Origin of the sequence: Streptomyces sp. MK37H (assembly GCF_018035285.1) — a bacterium.
GTDB classification, from domain to species: Bacteria; Actinomycetota; Actinomycetes; order Streptomycetales; family Streptomycetaceae; genus Streptomyces; species Streptomyces endocoffeicus.
The window spans coordinates 28,601-43,415 of sequence record NZ_JAAAYH010000010.1 but is presented as its reverse complement, the minus strand read 5'-3'; the positions used below and the strand labels follow the sequence as shown (position 1 = coordinate 43,415).

5 protein-coding genes are annotated in these 14,815 nt (G+C 73.5%); 2 read left to right on the top strand and 3 right to left on the bottom strand.

Annotation, left to right across the window (positions count from 1 at the left end; all coding sequences use genetic code 11):
- Positions 1-321: 321 nt before the first annotated feature.
- Both GWI24_RS03140 and GWI24_RS03135 read right to left on the bottom strand, forming a co-directional pair.
- Positions 322-1,359, bottom strand: coding sequence for a hypothetical protein (locus GWI24_RS03140; protein WP_210944353.1), 1,038 nt, complete (start codon positions 1,357-1,359; stop codon positions 322-324).
- A 1-nt stretch (position 1,360) separates the two neighbouring features.
- Positions 1,361-1,936, bottom strand: coding sequence for a flavoprotein (locus GWI24_RS03135; RefSeq protein ID WP_210944352.1), 576 nt, complete (start codon positions 1,934-1,936; stop codon positions 1,361-1,363).
- A gap of 203 nt (positions 1,937-2,139) precedes the next feature.
- Between GWI24_RS03135 and GWI24_RS03130 the strand changes: the two genes are divergently transcribed.
- Complete coding sequence (locus GWI24_RS03130; RefSeq protein ID WP_210944366.1) at positions 2,140-2,547, top strand: hypothetical protein; 408 nt, start codon at positions 2,140-2,142, stop codon at positions 2,545-2,547.
- Positions 2,547-2,762, top strand: a complete 216-nt coding sequence (locus GWI24_RS03125) for a hypothetical protein (protein ID WP_210944351.1) — start codon at positions 2,547-2,549, stop codon at positions 2,760-2,762. Before GWI24_RS03130 ends, GWI24_RS03125 begins: the two co-directional genes overlap by 1 nt.
- A 54-nt stretch (positions 2,763-2,816) precedes the next feature.
- Here GWI24_RS03125 and GWI24_RS03120 read toward each other — a convergent pair whose 3' ends face one another.
- Positions 2,817-14,756 carry a type I polyketide synthase gene (locus GWI24_RS03120; protein WP_210944350.1) on the bottom strand — a complete coding sequence of 3,980 codons (11,940 nt, stop codon included), beginning with the start codon at positions 14,754-14,756 and terminating at the stop codon, positions 2,817-2,819.
- Between the last annotated feature and the right edge of the window lie 59 nt (positions 14,757-14,815).

Genomic DNA, 14,815 nt, shown 5'->3' with positions numbered 1-14,815 from the left:
CCACGGATCGTGTCCGTGGCCCGGGAGGGCGGGGGCGGGTGTCCTTACGTGGCCGACAATCAGCCGGACCGGGACGAACGGCCGACGATGACGATGCGCGTCTACAGCATGGCGCACAACGGGTGCCCCGACGCTCGTGAGCGGTCCGGGGCGGACGGTCCCGGCCCTGGTCGTTTCCGCATGCCCGTGGCAGACGACCGGAGCCACCCCCGACGCATCGGGTGCGATCCAAGGGAGTGATCTTTGATCTGCTCAGCCCGGAGGTAGGGCAGCAAGCCCCACATCACAGAAGACGAACGGGTGCCGACGGCCCGCTGTCGGTCAGACGCGGGTGAGGAAGCTGGTGGCGCGTTCTTCGAGGTCGGCGGCGCATCGCAGCCCGCGGCAGCGGTATGGGGCGAGGTTGCGGCGTATGTTCCGTACCGCCTTGCGCGTGCGGGTGGAGGCCACGCCGTCCATGTGGTCCATAGCCCGGCTCCAGGTGGCGCATGCCTCTTCGACGCTGCCCTGGTTGAGCTGGGACTCGGCGGCGGCGACCAGATCCAGGGCGACGATGCGTGCGTAGGTACCAGCCGGGCGGGAGGCGGCGGCGTGGGCGTAGTACTGGCTGGCACGCCGATGATCGCCGAGGTCTTCGAGGACCTTGGCGGTGCGGGAGACGACGGTCGCCTCCGGCGGCCCCCAGGCCAGTGCACAGAATGGGACCTGGTCGCCGCGGCCTGTGTCCAGGGCGGTGCGGGCGGCTTCGATCTCGGCGACGGCCTGGCGGCGTTGACCGGTCTTGGCCAGGGCGTGGGCGTGGGTGATGTGGAACAGCGCCCGGGCGGGGGCCGGGACCTGGTCGTGGGCACGGGCGAGGCCGCTCGCGGCTAGATCGAGGCAGTGTTCGGGGCGGTGCAGTTTCATGCCCTGCTGAGACATGGTGCGCATCACGAACCCGTCCTGGCCGGGTTCGCCGGACTCCAACGCCAGGGCGAAGGACTGCATGTAGTACCGCTGCGCCAGGCCCTGCTCTCCGGAGTCGTATGCCTTCCAGCCCGCCAGGTGGGCGGCGGAGGAGGCGACGGAGAGCATCTGGCGGCGCAGGTCGTCGTTGTGGAAGCGGGCCTGGCACAGCGGCGCGATGTCGGTGATGAGGTACTGCACGAACGCGGCCCGTCCGTGCTGGCCGCCGAGGCGTTCGTCCATCTCGGCGAACAGCCCCACCATGTCACGCACCGCGCTGACCTCCGCGGCGCCGATGACGGCTCCGCCGCGGGCGGCGGCGGTACGTTCGGCCATCTCCTTGACGTAGCCCAGCGGCAGCACGGTGGCGGCCATGGAGTAGGCGGAGACAGTCAGGAACCGGCGTCGGTGCACGTCAGCCTCCCCGATCGTCATGAGTACCTCGACCGGGTCCGGGCCGAGGGCTAAGGGCGGCCAAGGCCACATCCCACGGGTAGGCAGCTACGTTGCCCTGCTTGGGGATGTGCGGAGTGAACCCGTCTCCCCCGAGAAGAACGGTGACGCCATTGGCCCGTAGGAAGTCAACGCTGCGCCCCAGGGCCGGATGTCCTGCCTGTGCCTGGTTGAGATACGGCAGGGCGACCACTGGAAGTTGCAGCCCGATGGCTTCCGTGACGAGTCCGAGCGCGAGCGTGTCAGCAATGCCCTGCGCCCATTTGTTGATCGTGTTGAAGGTGGCCGGGGCCACGAGAAGAGCGTCAGGTGGCGGGAATACGTCCGCCTGCTGCGGCAGTTTGTACGCCGTGCGCACCGGGTGCCCGGTCAGTTCGGCCAATTCCGACAGTTCCTCATCAAGCCACCGAGCGGCCGATGGGGTGAGTACCAGGCACACATCCCACCCCGCTGCCTGCGCCTTCTCGATACCGGTTCTGATGCGTTGAGCAGGCGGAGCAGCGCAGGCGATCAGGTAGAGCACACGGGAATCTGTCATGCGGGAAGTCCACAACGGCCGGCGAGCCCCCGCAAGCGTCCTTCGGCCGAACCGGCACCGAGTAGGCGAAGGTCCTCGACAAGCCCCCGGGTCCGCGGACGGCAGTGCACCTCTTCCGGTGCCTCCCGCTCGGCTTCGAGTAACTTCGTCACCGCTTCCTCGCGGCGTCCAGCCTGTGTGAGGCCACGGGCCACGTCGACCAAGTGGGCCGCGCGGCGCTCGCGAGGCAGAGCGTTCAGGCCGGTCTGCTCGATCTGAACGGCAGCGGCCACGGCGTCGGCCCCGTCGTTCATGCGCGCGAGGGCCGAGACGCGATGAATGCTGACGTTGGTCGGGCCGAAAGCGGTCCACAGGGCATCTTCGCGCCCCACAACCCCACCGAACCGCGTTCGGGCCTGTGCCCCGCGTGCGTCGTGGCCGGAAAGCCCACCCGCGACGGCCTCGAACAGGCTGTCGTGATCGTCGCCGGACAGACCCTCACGGGAGCCGAAACCCTCGACCTGGCCGATGCCACGCCCGAAGAACTGGCCTACCACCTCGGCGCGGTGAAACGGAGCCTGCGCAGCCTGCTCCAACTCCTCGCCCCCGTGCCGGGAGGGGAGGACCGCTGATGGCCGACAACCAGCCTGACCGAGACGAACGGCCGAAGATGACGATGCGCGTCTACACCGTGGCGCGCAACGGCATCGTCACCACCCGGCGCGCGATGGTGACCGTCCTCAACGGGAAGCAGAGCGACGCCTACTCGTTGGGGCAGGCGTGGCCACCGTGCCAGTGCCCCCGCCATCGCGACCACAACAACTCCGGCCGATTCAGGCTCCTCTGAACACGACGACGGCCTGTTGGCACCCCTGTGGGGTGCCAACAGGCCGTCCGTCCGTCAGGACAGCCAGTCCTCCACGGCCCGGGCCGTCGTCGCGGCGTGCTCCTCCATCATCGTGAAGTGGTTCCCCGGCACATCGAGCGCGGTGTGCGGGAGCTGCCAGTACGACCGCCAGTCGCCGTCGCGGGACCAGTCGAAGAGCCGGTCCCCGGCCCGGACCAGCAGGGTCGGCGTCTTGACCTCCTTGGGCCGCCACTCCCCGAACAGCCGGAAGTACGCGCCCATGGCCAGCAGCCGGGTGTCGTCCACCGGCACCTGGCCCGCGCTCCGCTCGTCCATCCCGGCGCTCAGCCCGGGCTGGAGGGCGACGGCCGCGTCCCGGTCGTGGGAGTAGATGTCGAGCAGGACGACCGCGTCCGGGAAGACCCCGGTGCTCTCCAGCCGCGCGGCCACCTCATGGGCGAGCAGCCCGCCCGAGGAGTGGCCCAGCAGCACGAACGGCGCCCCGTCGGTCTCCCGCAGCACCGCCTCGGCCTGCGCCTCGACCACCGCCTCCGGGTTGGCCGGGAGCCGCTCTCCGGCGACGAAGCCGGGGTTGCCCAGCGCCCAGACGTTCCGGTGGCCGCGGAATCCGGCGGCGAACCGGGCGTACTGGTGCGGGCCGCCGATCGACAGGATCGAGGAGAAGCACACCAGCGCCGGCCCGGTCTCACCGCGCGAGAGCCGCACCAGCGCGGGCGCCTTGTCCAGCTCGGCGGCGCATCCGAACGAGGGCCGGAACCGCGAGACGTCCATCAGCAGCCGGGTGAACTCCTCCTGCTCACCGCGCTGTCCGGCCTCCCGCATCATCGCGCCGAACACGGCCGACGGCTCCGCGCCCGCCGCCTCGTCCCGCGCCGCGTCCGGCACCGCGCCGCCCTCGGCGGCCACCGCACCGGCCAGCCGCGCGAGCAGCTGCCGGGCGACCAGCTCGGGCGTCGGGTGGTCGAACAGCAGCGTCGGGGGCAGCCGCAGCCCGCTCGCGGCGCCCAGCCGGTTGCGGAGCTCCACGGCGGTCAGCGAGTCGAAGCCCTGCTCCAGGAAGCCCCGTGTGGCCCCCACCGCCTCCGCGTCCGCGAAGCCGAGGACCGCGGCGGCCTGACCGCGGACCAGGTCCAGCACGGCCTGCTCGCGCTCCGCCTCGGCCAGCCCGGCCAGCCGCCGCGCCAGCGAGGGGCCGCCGGTGTCGGCCGCCCCGGCGGAGACCGTACGGCGCCGGGCCGGGGCCCGGACCAGCCCGCGGAAGACGGCGGGCAGCGCGCCCTCGGCGGCCTGCTCGCGCAGCGGCGCGATGTCCAGGTGCAGCGGTACGAGCACCGCCTCACCGCCGACCGAGCAAGCCGTGTCGAACAGCTCCAGACCGTCCCGCGAGGTCAGCGGCGCCATCCCGGAGCGCTCCATACGGGCCACATCCGCGTCCGCCATGCCACCGGTCATCGCGCTGCGCTGCTCCCACAGGCCCCAGGCCAGCGAGAGCGCGGGCAGCCCGGCGGAGCGGCGGTGCGCGGCGAAGGCGTCCAGGAAGGTGTTGGCCGCCGCGTAGTTGCCCTGGCCCGGCGCGCCGAAGGTACCGGCGGCGGACGAGAACACCACGAAGGCCTTCAGGCCCAGGTCCAGGGTCAGCTCGTGCAGATTGAGCGCCGCGTCCACCTTCGGCCGGAAGACCGTGTCGATCCGCTCCGGGGTGAGCGCGGGCAGCAGCCCGTCGTCCAGCACCCCGGCGGTGTGTACGACGGCGGCGAGCGGATGCGCCGGGTCCACCTCGGCCAGCAGCAGCGACAGCGCCTCGCGGTCGGCCACATCGCAGGCCGCGACGCTCACCTCGGCGCCCAGCGCGGTCAGTTCGTCGACCAGCTCGGGCATCCCCTGGGCGCGCTGGCCGCGGCGGCTGTTGAGCAGCAGATGCCGCACACCGCGCTCGGTCACCAGATGGCGGGCGAGCTGTCCGCCGAGGACACCGGTGGCGCCGGTGATCAGAACCGTGCCGTCCGGGTCGAACTCCGGCAGCCCCTCAGGCGCCCCCGCGTGCTGCTCCTGAGCGGCGACCCGGGCCAGCCGGGGCGCGTGGAGGGCGCCCGCGCGGACCGCGAGCTGCGGTTCGCCGCCGGCCGCGGCCGCCATGAGCGCGTCGGCCGAGGGCCCCTCGTGGTCCAGGTCGAGCAGCAGGAAGCGGTCCGGGTTCTCGGTCTGCGCGGTGCGGATCAGCCCCCATACGGGCGCGTGCGGCAGGTCGTACACCTCGGCGTCCGGGGACGTGGCGACCGCCCCGCGGGTGACGAACGCCAGCCGCGCCCCGGCGAGGCCCTCCTCCGCGAGCCACGACTGCGCGGTGTCCAGCGCGGCGTGGGTGGCCAGCCGCGCGCCCTCCGCCAGATGGCCGCCACCGCCACCGGCGGGGCCGGTGAGCGGGAGCAGGACGACATCCGGCCGGGGGCTGCCCGAGGCCACCACGGCCGCGAGCTCGGTCAGATCGGGGAAGACGGCGCACTCGGCGCCGATGGACTCCAGCGCGTCGACCAGCCCGAAGGGGTCCCTGCCGTTCGCGGCGGCCTGCTCGCCGACCAGGGCCCAGCGGACGGCCGCGGGGGCCGCCGAGGGCGATGGCACCGGCGCCCACTCCAGCCGGAACAGCGAGTCGTGGTAGGTCACCTGGGCCGCGCGCAGCTGCTCCGGGGCGATGCGCCGCAGCACCAGGGAGTCCACCGACGCGACCGCGCCGCCGTTCTCGTCCGCGACGGTCAGCACCACCGCCTCCGGCCCGGCCGGGGCGATCCGTACGCGCAGCGCCGTGGCACCCGCCGCGTGGAGGGTGACCCCGCTCCAGGAGAACGGCAGCCGGATCCCATCCGCCCCGTCGCCCAGGAAGTCGCCGAGCGCGACCCCGTGCAGCGCGGCGTCCAGCAGCGCCGGATGCAGCCCGAACAGCGCGGCGTCACGGTGCTGCCGCTGGTCCAGGCGCAGTTCGGCGAAGACCTCCTCGCCGCGCCGCCAGGCGGCCTCGAGCCCCTGGAACGCCGGGCCGTAGCCGAAGCCGCCCGCCGCGAACCGCTCGTAGAGGTCGTCCACATCGAGGGCGACGGCCTCCGCGGGCGGCCATACGGACAGGTCCGCTCCGCTGTCGGCGGCGTCGCCGGAGGCCAGCACACCGCTGACGTGGCGGCTCCAAGGCACGTCCGAGGCGTCGCCCCGGTCCGCGTCCGGCTCCGGGCGGGAGTAGATCTCCAGCGCCCGGCGGCCGCTCGCGTCGGGCGCGCCGACGGTCAGCCGCAACTGGATCCCGCCCCGGGCGGGCAGGATCAGCGGCGCCTCCAGGGTCAACTCGTCCAGCAGATCGCAGCCGACCTGGTCACCGGCGCGGATCGCCAGCTCCACGAAGGCCGTTCCCGGCAGCAGCACGGTGCCGGACACGGCGTGGTCGGCGAGCCAGGGGTGGGTCTGGAGGGAGAGCCGCCCGGTGAGCAGGAAGCCGTCGGAGTCGGGGATTTCGACGGCGGCGCCCAGCAGCGGATGCCCGGCGGCGCCGAGACCGGCGGAGGCGACATCGCCCGCCGAGAGCGGCACCTCGATCCAGTAGCGCTCGTGCTGGAAGGCGTACGTGGGCAGCTCGACGCGGGCCGCGCCCGTCCCCTCGTACACCGCCTCCCAGTCGACGGCCACACCGCGCGTCCACGCCTCGCCCAGCGAGGTGTGGAAGCGGTCCATCCCGCCCTCGTCACGGCGCAGCGAGCCGATCGCGGCGGCCTCGCGGCCCGCGTCCTCGGCGGTCTCCTGCACACCCATGGTGAGGACGGGGTGGGCGCTGGACTCGATGAACGCTCCGAAGCCCTCGTCCAGCAGGCGGCGGATCGCGCTCTCCAGCTCGACGGTGCGCCGGAGGTTGGTGAACCAGTACTCGGCGTCCAGCTCGGAACCGTTGACCCACTCCCCCGTCACGGTGGACAGGAACGGCACCTCGGCGGCCCCGGGCTCCACGGGCGCGAGCAGCTCCAGGAGTTCCTCGCGGAGGAGTTCGACCTGGGCCGAGTGCGAGGCGTAGTCCACCGGCACCCGGCGGGCCCGCACCTCATCGGCCTCACAGGACGCGAGCAGCTCGTCCAGCGCCTCGGGCTCGCCCGAAACCACCGCCGAGGAGGGGCCGTTGACGGCCGCGACGGAGATCCGCTCCTCGCCCCAGGGGGCAATGCGCTCCCGTACGTCGGCCACCGGAAGCGCCACCGAGACCATCCCGCCCCTGCCCGCCAGCACCCGGCCGATGGCCTGGCTGCGCAGCGCCACCACACGGGCCGCGTCCTGGAGCGACAGGATTCCGGCCACGCACGCGGCGGCGATCTCGCCCTGGGAGTGGCCGACCACGGCGGACGGCCGGACGCCCAGCGAGCGCCACAGCTCGGCCAGCGACACCATCACCGCGAACAGCACCGGCTGGACCACATCCACGCGCTCCAACGACGGCGCGCCCTCGGCGCCGCGCAACACATCGACCAGCGACCAGTCGGTGAACTCCGCGAGCGCCGCGGCGCATTCGTGGATACGGGACGCGAAGACGGGCGAGGCATCCATCAGCCCCACCGCCATACCGGCCCACTGCGACCCCTGCCCCGGGAACACGAACGCCGTCTTGCCGGCCGTCCCGGTGCCCTGGACCAGCTGGGCCGCCGCCTCGCCCCGGGCGAGTGCCGTCAGGGCCCGGGTGAAGTCCTCGCGGTCCGTGCCGACCAGCACCGCGCGCTGGTCGTGGACGGCGCGGGTGGTGGCCAGGGAGTAGCCGACGTCGGCCGGGCGCAGGCCCGGGTGGGCGTCGAGGTGGGTCAGTAGCCGCTCGGCCTGGGCGCTCAGCGCCGTCTCGCTCCTGCCGGACAGGACCCACGGCAGCGCACCCGGCTCGGGTGCGGTGGCGTCGGCGGCCGTGGGCCGCTCGGCCGGGGCCTGCTCGATGATGGTGTGCGCGTTGGTGCCGCTGATGCCGAACGAGGACACCGCGGCGCGACGCGGACGGCCGGTCTCCGGCCACTCCGTCTGGTCGGTGAGCAGCGACACCGCGCCCGCCGTCCAGTCCACGTGCGGGGAGGGCTCGTCCACGTGCAGGGTCCTCGGCAGCACGCCGTGTTCGATGGCCTTGACCATCTTGATGATCCCGGCGACACCGGCCGCGGCCTGGGTGTGGCCGAAGTTGGACTTCACCGAGCCCAGCCAGAGCGGCTCGTCGTCGGTGTGCTCCTGGCCGTAGGTGGCGAGCAGCGCCTGGGCCTCGATCGGGTCGCCCAGTGTCGTACCGGTGCCGTGTGCTTCGACGACGTCCACCTCTGAGGCGGACAGCCGGGCGTTGGCGAGGGCCTGGCGGATGACGCGCTGCTGGGACGGGCCGTTGGGCGCGGTCAGACCGTTGGACGCGCCGTCCTGGTTGATGGCCGAGCCCCGGACGATCGCGAGGACCGGGTGGCCGTGTCGGCGCGCGTCCGACAGCCGCTCGACCAGCAGCATGCCGACGCCCTCGCCCCAGGCCGTACCGTCGGCCGCGGCGGCGAAGGGCTTGCAGCGGCCGTCGGTCGCGAGGCCGCGCTGCTTGCTGAAGGCCACGAAGGTGCCGGGGGTGGCCATGACGGTGACACCGCCCGCGAGCGCGAGCGAGCACTCGCCGTTGCGCAGCGCCTGCACCGCCATGTGCAGGGTGACCAGCGACGACGAGCACGCCGTATCGACGGTGACCGCCGGGCCCTCCAGGCCGAAGGTGTACGACACCCGGCCCGAGGCGACGCTGCCGGAGCTGGCGGTGCCCATGTAGCCCTCGAGGCCGTCGGGGGCGCGGTGCAGGAGGGTGCCGTAGTCGTTGTACATGACGCCGGTGTAGACACCGGTCCGGCTGCCGCGCACCGTCGCCGGGTCGATGCCCGCCCGCTCGAACGCCTCCCAGGTGGTCTCCAGCAGCAGCCGCTGCTGCGGGTCCATCGCGAGCGCCTCACGCGGCGAGATCCCGAAGAAGACGGGGTCGAAGTGGTGGGCGTCGTGCAGGAATCCGCCGTTGCGGGCGTAGCTGGTGCCCTGCTGGTCGGGGTCGTCGTCGTAGAGCGACTCGATGTCCCAGCCGCGGTCTGTGGGCATGTCGGTGATGGCGTCCGCGCCGTCGGTGACCAGCTTCCACAGGTCCTCGGGCGAGGTCACCCCGCCGGGGAACCGGCAGCTCATCGCCACGATGGCGATCGGGTCGTCGTCGTGTGCGGTGGCGGCGGCCACGGGCGCGGCCGCGTCCTCCTGGCTGCCCTGGGCCTCGGCCCGCAGATACGCGGCGAGGGCGGCGGGGGTCGGGTAGTCGAAGATCAGCGTGGCGGGCAGCCGGACGCCGCTGACCGCGGTCAGGCGGTTGCGCAGCTCCACGGCGGTGAGCGAGTCGAAGCCGACCTCGCTGAACGCGCGCTGGGGCTCGACCGCTTCGGGCCCGGCGTAGCCGAGCACGGCCGCCACCTGCGTACGGACCAGGCCGAGGACGATTGCCTCGGCCTCGGCGTCGGACGCCGCCCCGGCCAGCTGCTGGGCGAGCGCGCCGGACCGCGCCGCGGCGGCGGCCTGGGCCGCCTGGGCCGCGCGGCGGGGCGGAACGCGGACGAGTCCGCGGAGGAGCGGCGGCAGCATTCCGGCGCTTGCCTGCGTCCGGAGGGCGGCCAGGTCGAGGGGCATGGGGACCAGCAGCGCGTCGTCTGTGGCGTTCGCCAGGTCGAACAGCTCTCGGCCCTGGTCGGCGGTGATGGCGGCGATGCCACCGCGCTGGAGGCGGGCGAGTTCCGCCTCGTCCAGGTCTCCGGCCATGCCGCCGGGCTCGGCCCAGAGGCCCCAGGCGAGGGAAGTGGCGGGCAGGCCGTCGGCGCGGCGGTGCTGGGCGAGGGCGTCCAGGAAGGCGTTGGCCGCCGCGTAGTTGCCCTGTCCGGCGCCGCCGAAGACGCCTGCGGCCGAGCTGAACAGGATGAACGCGGACAGGTCCGCGTCCTGGGTCAGCTCGTGCAGGTTCCACGCCGCGTGTGCCTTCGGGCGGGCCACGGTGGCCAGGCGCTCGGGGGTCAGCGAGGCGATCACGCCGTCGTCCAGGACGCCCGCCGTGTGGATCACGGCGGTGAGGGGGTGGGCGGTGGGGATGGACGCGAGGGCCTCGGCGAGGGCGGTGCGGTCCGCCACGTCGCAGGCCGCCCAGTGGGCTTCGGCGCCCAGCTCGGCGAGTTCGGCGGTGAGTTCGGCTGCGCCGGGGGCGTTTTCGCCGCGGCGGCTGACCAGGAGGAGGTGGCGTACGCCGCGGTCGGTTACGAGGTGGCGGGCGAAGAGGGTCCCTAGGGTGCCCGATGCGCCGGTGATCAGGACTGTGCCGTCGGGGTTCCACTCCGTGGCTTGGTCGTCCTGCGTCGACGCGGTGGCGCGGGCCAGGCGGGGGGCCTTGACCGTGCCTTCGCGTACCGCGAGTTCCTGCTCGCCCGATGCGAGGGCGGTGGGCAGGGCTTCGAGGGAGTCCGGGTGGGTGTCGAGGTCCACCAGGATGATGCGGCCCGGGTTCTCCGACTGGGCGGAGCGGATGAGGCCGTGGGCGGCGGCGTGGGCGAGGTTGGTGCCGTCGGTGAGGATGGCGAGGCGGGTGTCGGTGAAGTGGGCTTCGGCCAGCCAGGTCTGGAGGAGGTTGAGGGCTTGGGTGGTGGTCTGGTGTGCGGCTTCGGTGGGGTTTTCCCCTATCCCGCCCCTTCCCGTAACCAGGGGCTCCGCCCCTGGACCCCGGTCCTCAAACGCCGGACGGGCTGGAGATGCCGCACCGGCCGCGTGCGGGTCCGGGCGCCCCTCGGGCGTGTCCTCAAGCGCCGGACGGGCTGGAAGTGCCGCACCGGCCGAAGGCTCCGCCCCCGAGCCCCGGTCCTCAATCGCGGGACGGGCTGGAGGTGCCGCACCGGCCGAAGGCTCCACCCCCGAGCCCCGGTCCTCAAACACCGGACGGGCTGGAGATGCCGCGTCGTCCGCGTGCGGGCCCGGGCGCCCCTCGGGCGTGTCCTCAAGCGCCGGACGGGCTTGATGTTGCGCACTGTCCCAGGCTTCGGGTGCTGCGCCGTTGGGGGCATGAGGTGCCGCAAGGGACACCACTACGTACTTCGGGGGCTCGGTGCCCGCGTCCAGCTCGGCCGCCAGTGTCGGCAGGTCCGGGTAGGTGGCGAGGCCCAGGGGGTTGGGGCCTACGGCTGCCCAACCAGCCCTGGACACCGGCTCGGACGTTGCCGGGATCGGGGTCCAGTCCACCTTGAACAGGGCGTCGGGGGCGCTGCCCGGGGCGGTCAGCTGGTCCTGGGAGACCGTGCGGAGGGCCAGGCGGTCGACCGTGGCCACCGGGGTGCCGGTGACGTCGGCCAGTTGGAGGGACACCGTGCCGTTTCCGGCTGACGACAGGCGGACGCGTACCGTGTCGGCGCCCACCGAGTGGATGCGGACGCCGGTCCAGGAGAAGGGGAGTCCGCCCTGGCCCGGGTTGTCGGTCAGGTCGCTGAGGCCGATGGTGTGCAGGACGGCGTCCAGCAGGGCCGGGTGGAGGCCGAAGAGGGCGGCGCCGGGTTCGGTGTCCTCGGGGAGGGCGACCTCGGCGTAGACCTCGCCGTCGGCGCGCCAGGCGGCGCGCAGGCCCTGGAAGACGGGGCCGTAGGCGAAGCCCGCCTCGGCCAGGCCCTCGTACAGGCCGTCGGTCTCGATGCGCTCCGCCCCGGCGGGCGGCCAGGCGCTCAGGTCGAACGACGGGGCCACGGGGGCGCTCTCCGCGAGGACGCCGGTGGCGTGCCGCAGCCACGGCTCGTCGTCTCCCGCCTCGTCGGGGCGGGAGTGGAGGGCGAGGGTGCGGCGGCCGGTGTCGTCCTGGGCGCCCACGGCGATCTGGAGCTGGACCCCGCCCCGCTCGGGCAGGATCAGCGGGGCCTCCAGGGTGAGCTCCTCCACCAGATCGCATCCGGCCTGCTCACCGGCGCGCACCGCCAGTTCCACGAACGCGGTGCCGGGCAGCAGCACCGCGCCCATGACGGCGTGGTCGGCCAGCCACGGGTGGGTGTCCAGCGCTAGCCGCCCGGTGAAGAGGAAGCCCTCCGCGTCGGCCAGGGAGACGGCCGTGCCGAGCAGCGGGTGGTCGGCGGTGCCGAGGCCGACGGAGGAGACGTCGCCATAGGCGGTGCCCGCGTCCAGCCAGTAGTGCTCGCGCTGGAAGGCGTAGGTGGGCAGCTCGACGCGCTCGGCGCCGGTGCCCGCGTAGTACGCCGCCCAGTCGGGGGCCGTGCCCCGGGTGTGCAGGGTGGCCAGGGCGGTGGTCAGGGTCTCGGCCTCGGGGCGGCCGGACCGCAGGGCGGGGGCGAACGCCACGTGCTCGGACTCGCCCGCCAGGCACTCCTGGCCGAGCGCGGACAGCACACCGTCCGGGCCGAGTTCGAGGTAGGTGGTGACGCCCTGCGCCTCCATCGCGCGCATGCCGTCGAGGAAGCGCACGGCCTCGCGGACATGGCGGACCCAGAAGTCGGCGGTGGCGATCTCCGCGGCGGGCGCGATGCCGCCGGTGAGGTTGGAGACCACCGGGATCTTCGGGGCCTCGTACGTCAGGCTCTCCGCGACCTTGCGGAACGGCTCCAGCATCGGGTCCATCAGCGGCGAGTGGAACGCGTGGCTGACGGTGAGCCGCTTGGTCTTACGGCCCTGGGCCTCGAACGACGCGGCGATCTCCAGAGCCGCGTCCTCGTCGCCCGCGATGACCACCGACGTCGGGCCGTTGAGGGCGGCGATGCTCACGCGGTCGGTGAGCAACGGCGCGACCTCGTCCTCGGACGCCTGGACGGCGATCATCGCGCCGCCGCCCGGCAGCCGCTGCATGAGGCGGCCCCGGGCCGCCACCAGCAGGGCGGCGGCGTCGAGCGAGAGCACCCCCGCGACATGCGCCGCGGCGATCTCGCCGATGGAGTGTCCGGAGACCACGTCCGGCTTCAGGCCCCAGGACTCGACGAGGCGGAAGAGGGCCACCTCGATGGCGAACAACGCGGGCTGGGTGAAGCCGGTACGGTCCAGCGCGGCGGCGTCGTCCCCGAACAGCACGTCCTTCAGGGGGCGTTCGAGGCGCGGGTCGAGCGCGGCGCACACCGCGTCCAGCGCCTCCGCGAACGCCGGGTAGGTCTCGTAGAGCTCGCGCCCCATGCCGAGGCGCTGGCTGCCCTGGCCGGTGAAGAGGAACCCCAGCTTGCCCCGGGTCTCCACGCCCTGGACCACCCCGGCGGCGGGCTCACCGGAGGCGAGCGCGGCGAGGCGGTCGAGGAAGGTGGCGCGGTCACCGGCGATGACGGCGGCGCGGTTCTCCAGGGCGGCGCGGGTGGTGGCCAGGGAGTGGCCGAGGGACACCGGGTCAAGATCGGGGCGTTCGGCCACGTAGGCGTGGAGCCGGGCGGCCTGGGCGCGCAGCGCGTCCTCGCCCTTGCCGGACACCAGCCACGGCAGGAGGGGGAGGGTGCGGGGCGCGGCCGGTGCCGCCGTCTCCTCGGCGGGCGCCGCCGTGCCCTCGGCGGGGGCCTCCGCGGCCTCCTCGCCGTCGGGGTCCTCCGCCGGGGGCTCCTCGATGATCAGGTGGGCGTTGGTGCCGCTGATGCCGAACGACGACACGGCGGCGCGGCGCGGACGGCCGGTCTCCGGCCACGGCCGGCCCTCGGTCAGCAGCGAGACGGCCCCGGCCGACCAGTCGATGTGCGGCGACGGCTCGTCGATGTGCAGGGACTTGGGCACATAGCCGTGCTCGATGGCCTTGACCATCTTGATGATCCCGGCGACACCGGCGGCGGCCTGGGTGTGCCCGACGTTGGACTTGATGGAGCCGAGCAGCAGCGGCCGTTCGGCGGGCTTCTCCTTGCCGTACGTGGCGAGCAGCGCCTGCGCCTCGATCGGGTCGCCGAGCGTGGTGCCCGTGCCGTGGGCCTCGACCACGTCGATCTGGTCGGCCGTCAGCCGGGCGCTGGCGAGCGCCTGGCGGATGACCCGCTGCTGGGAGGGGCCGTTGGGCGCGGTGAGGCCGTTGGAGGCGCCGTCCTGGTTGATGGCCGAGCCACGGACGACGGCCAGCACCTTGTGGCCGTTGCGGCGGGCGTCCGACAGCCGCTCGACCAGCAGCATGCCCGCGCCCTCGGACCAGCCGGTGCCGTCGGCGGACGCCGCGAAGGACTTGCAGCGGCCGTCGAAGGACAGCCCGCGCTGGCGGCTGAACTCGGTGAACGTGCCGGGCGTCGACATCACGGTGACACCGCCCGCCAGGGCCAGCGAGCACTCGCCGTTGCGCAGCGCCTGCATGGCCAGGTGCAGGGTCACCAGCGACGAGGAGCACGCCGTGTCGACGGTGAGCGCGGGGCCCTCCAGGCCGAAGGTGTACGCCACCCGGCCGGAGGCGATGCTGCTGGAGCCGCCGGTGCCGAGGTAGCCCTCGACACCGGGCGGCACGGCGCGCAGCCGCGAGGCGTAGTCGTGGTACATGACGCCCGCGAAGACACCGGTACGGGTGCCGCGCACGGAGGTGGCGTCGATGCCCGCCCGCTCGAACACCTCCCAGGTGGTCTCCAGCAGCAGCCGCTGCTGGGGGTCCATCGCGAGGGCCTCGCGCGGATTGATGCCGAAGAACGCCGGATCGAAATAGTTGGCGTCGTGGAGGAAACCGCCCTCCCGGACATAGCTCGTGCCCGCGCCGTCCGGATTGTCGTCGAAGAGCCGCCCGATGTCCCAGCCGCGGTCGGTGGGGAACTCGGAAATGCCGTCCCCGCCCTCGGACACCAGCCGCCACAGGTCCTCGGGCGAGCCGACCCCGCCCGGGTAACGGCAGCTCATCCCGACGATCGCGATGGGCTCCTGGTCCTCCGACTCCACCTCCTGCAGGCGGCGCCGGGTCTCATGCAGGTCGGCGGTCACCCGCTTGAGAAAGTAGCGGAGCTTTTCCTCATTCATACGTGCGTTTCCCTCTCGAGGAATCCGGAAGGCCTTGTCACTTCACGCCGGCTACGGTC

What these genes read in the sequence shown, in the direction of transcription:
- GWI24_RS03135 (WP_210944352.1), bottom strand. Translation starts at nt 1,936, where the DNA reads ATGACAGATTCCCGTGTGCTCTACCTGATCGCCTGCGCTGCTCCGCCT.
- GWI24_RS03125 (WP_210944351.1), top strand. Translation starts at nt 2,547, where the DNA reads ATGGCCGACAACCAGCCTGACCGAGACGAACGGCCGAAGATGACGATG.
- GWI24_RS03120 (WP_210944350.1), bottom strand. Translation starts at nt 14,756, where the DNA reads ATGAATGAGGAAAAGCTCCGCTACTTTCTCAAGCGGGTGACCGCCGAC.